The sequence below is a fragment of the Silvania confinis genome, from assembly GCF_025564085.1.
GTDB lineage: Bacteria > Pseudomonadota > Gammaproteobacteria > Enterobacterales > Enterobacteriaceae > Enterobacter > Enterobacter confinis.
Genome location: NZ_JAMGZJ010000054.1, coordinates 1 through 3,161 on the forward strand (window position 1 = coordinate 1; position 3,161 = coordinate 3,161).

2 rRNA genes are annotated in these 3,161 nt (G+C 52.8%); both read left to right on the top strand.

Going from position 1 to position 3,161, the window contains the following annotated elements:
* Positions 1-34: 34 nt before the first annotated feature.
* Positions 35-2,943 (top strand): 23S ribosomal RNA (locus M8013_RS00265).
* A gap of 97 nt (positions 2,944-3,040) precedes the next feature.
* A 5S ribosomal RNA gene (gene rrf / locus M8013_RS00270) occupies positions 3,041-3,156 on the top strand.
* Positions 3,157-3,161 lie beyond the last annotated feature (5 nt).

Sequence of the window (3,161 nt, forward strand, 5' to 3'; positions counted from 1 at the left end):
ACGAACTGTTTTACGAAACAGCTTCGGGTTGTGAGGTTAAGCGACTAAGCGTACACGGTGGATGCCTAGGCAGTCAGAGGCGATGAAGGACGTGCTAATCTGCGATAAGCGTCGGTAAGGTGATATGAACCGTTATAACCGACGATTTCCGAATGGGGAAACCCAGTGCAATTCGTTGCACTATCGTTAAGTGAATACATAGCTTAACGAAGCGAACCAGGGGAACTGAAACATCTAAGTACCCTGAGGAAAAGAAATCAACCGAGATTCCCCCAGTAGCGGCGAGCGAACGGGGAACAGCCCAGAGTCTGAATCAGCAGGTGTGTTAGTGGAACGGTCTGGAAAGTCCGGCGGTACAGGGTGATAGTCCCGTACACCAAAATGCACCTGTTGTGAACTCGAAGAGTAGGGCGGGACACGTGGTATCCTGTCTGAATATGGGGGGACCATCCTCCAAGGCTAAATACTCCTGACTGACCGATAGTGAACCAGTACCGTGAGGGAAAGGCGAAAAGAACCCCGGCGAGGGGAGTGAAACAGAACCTGAAACCGTGTACGTACAAGCAGTGGGAGCCTCTTTTATGGGGTGACTGCGTACCTTTTGTATAATGGGTCAGCGACTTATATTCTGTAGCAAGGTTAACCGTATAGGGGAGCCGCAGGGAAACCGAGTCTTAACTGGGCGTTAAGTTGCAGGGTATAGACCCGAAACCCGGTGATCTAGCCATGGGCAGGTTGAAGGTTGGGTAACACTAACTGGAGGACCGAACCGACTAATGTTGAAAAATTAGCGGATGACTTGTGGCTGGGGGTGAAAGGCCAATCAAACCGGGAGATAGCTGGTTCTCCCCGAAAGCTATTTAGGTAGCGCCTCGTGAACTCATCTTCGGGGGTAGAGCACTGTTTCGGCTAGGGGGCCATCCCGGCTTACCAACCCGATGCAAACTACGAATACCGAAGAATGTTATCACGGGAGACACACGGCGGGTGCTAACGTCCGTCGTGAAGAGGGAAACAACCCAGACCGCCAGCTAAGGTCCCAAAGTCACAGTTAAGTGGGAAACGATGTGGGAAGGCACAGACAGCCAGGATGTTGGCTTAGAAGCAGCCATCATTTAAAGAAAGCGTAATAGCTCACTGGTCGAGTCGGCCTGCGCGGAAGATGTAACGGGGCTAAACTGTGCACCGAAGCTGCGGCAGCGACGCTTATGCGTTGTTGGGTAGGGGAGCGTTCTGTAAGCCGTTGAAGGTGGCCTGTGAGGGTTGCTGGAGGTATCAGAAGTGCGAATGCTGACATAAGTAACGATAAAGCGGGTGAAAAACCCGCTCGCCGGAAGACCAAGGGTTCCTGTCCAACGTTAATCGGGGCAGGGTGAGTCGACCCCTAAGGCGAGGCCGAAAGGCGTAGTCGATGGGAAACAGGTTAATATTCCTGTACTCGGTGTTACTGCGAAGGGGGGACGGAGAGGGCTATGTTAGCCGGGCGACGGTTGTCCCGGTTTAAGCATGTAGGCGGAGCGTTTAGGTAAATCCGGACGCTTATTCAACGCTGAGGTGTGATGACGAGGCACTACGGTGCTGAAGTAACAAATGCCGCACTTCCAGGAAAAGCCTCTAAGCATCAGGTAACATCAAATCGTACCCCAAACCGACACAGGTGGTCAGGTAGAGAATACCAAGGCGCTTGAGAGAACTCGGGTGAAGGAACTAGGCAAAATGGTGCCGTAACTTCGGGAGAAGGCACGCTGATGGTAGGTGAAGTGACTTGCTCACGGAGCTGAAATCAGTCGAAGATACCAGCTGGCTGCAACTGTTTATTAAAAACACAGCACTGTGCAAACACGAAAGTGGACGTATACGGTGTGACGCCTGCCCGGTGCCGGAAGGTTAATTGATGGGGTTAGCGGCAACGCGAAGCTCTTGATCGAAGCCCCGGTAAACGGCGGCCGTAACTATAACGGTCCTAAGGTAGCGAAATTCCTTGTCGGGTAAGTTCCGACCTGCACGAATGGCGTAATGATGGCCAGGCTGTCTCCACCCGAGACTCAGTGAAATTGAAATCGCTGTGAAGATGCAGTGTACCCGCGGCAAGACGGAAAGACCCCGTGAACCTTTACTATAGCTTGACACTGAACACTGGTCCTTGATGTGTAGGATAGGTGGGAGGCTTTGAAGCGAGGACGCCAGTTCTCGTGGAGCCAACCTTGAAATACCACCCTTTAATGGCTGGTGTTCTAACGTAGACCCGTAATCCGGGTTGCGGACAGTGTCTGGTGGGTAGTTTGACTGGGGCGGTCTCCTCCTAAAGAGTAACGGAGGAGCACGAAGGTTAGCTAATCCTGGTCGGACATCAGGAGGTTAGTGCAATGGCATAAGCTAGCTTGACTGCGAGAGTGACGGCTCGAGCAGGTGCGAAAGCAGGTCATAGTGATCCGGTGGTTCTGAATGGAAGGGCCATCGCTCAACGGATAAAAGGTACTCCGGGGATAACAGGCTGATACCGCCCAAGAGTTCATATCGACGGCGGTGTTTGGCACCTCGATGTCGGCTCATCACATCCTGGGGCTGAAGTAGGTCCCAAGGGTACGGCTGTTCGCCGTTTAAAGTGGTACGCGAGCTGGGTTTAGAACGTCGTGAGACAGTTCGGTCCCTATCTGCCGTGGGCGCTGGAGAATTGAGGGGGGCTGCTCCTAGTACGAGAGGACCGGAGTGGACGCATCACTGGTGTTCGGGTTGTCATGCCAATGGCATTGCCCGGTAGCTAAATGCGGAAAAGATAAGTGCTGAAAGCATCTAAGCACGAAACTTGCCCCGAGATGAGTTCTCCCTGACTCCTTGAGAGTCCTGAAGGAACGTTGAAGACTACGACGTTGATAGGCTGGGTGTGTAAGTGCAGCGATGCATTGAGCTAACCAGTACTAATGAACCGTGAGGCTTAACCTTACAACGCCGAAGCTGTTTTGGCGTGAAGAGACAGAATTTTTCAGCTTGATAACAGATTAGTCGACAGGTCGTGAGACGTGTTGACAGACAGAATTTGCCTGGCGGCTTTAGCGCGGTGGTCCCACCTGACCCCATGCCGAACTCAGAAGTGAAACGCCGTAGCGCCGATGGTAGTGTGGGGTCTCCCCATGCGAGAGTAGGGAACTGCCAGGCATCAA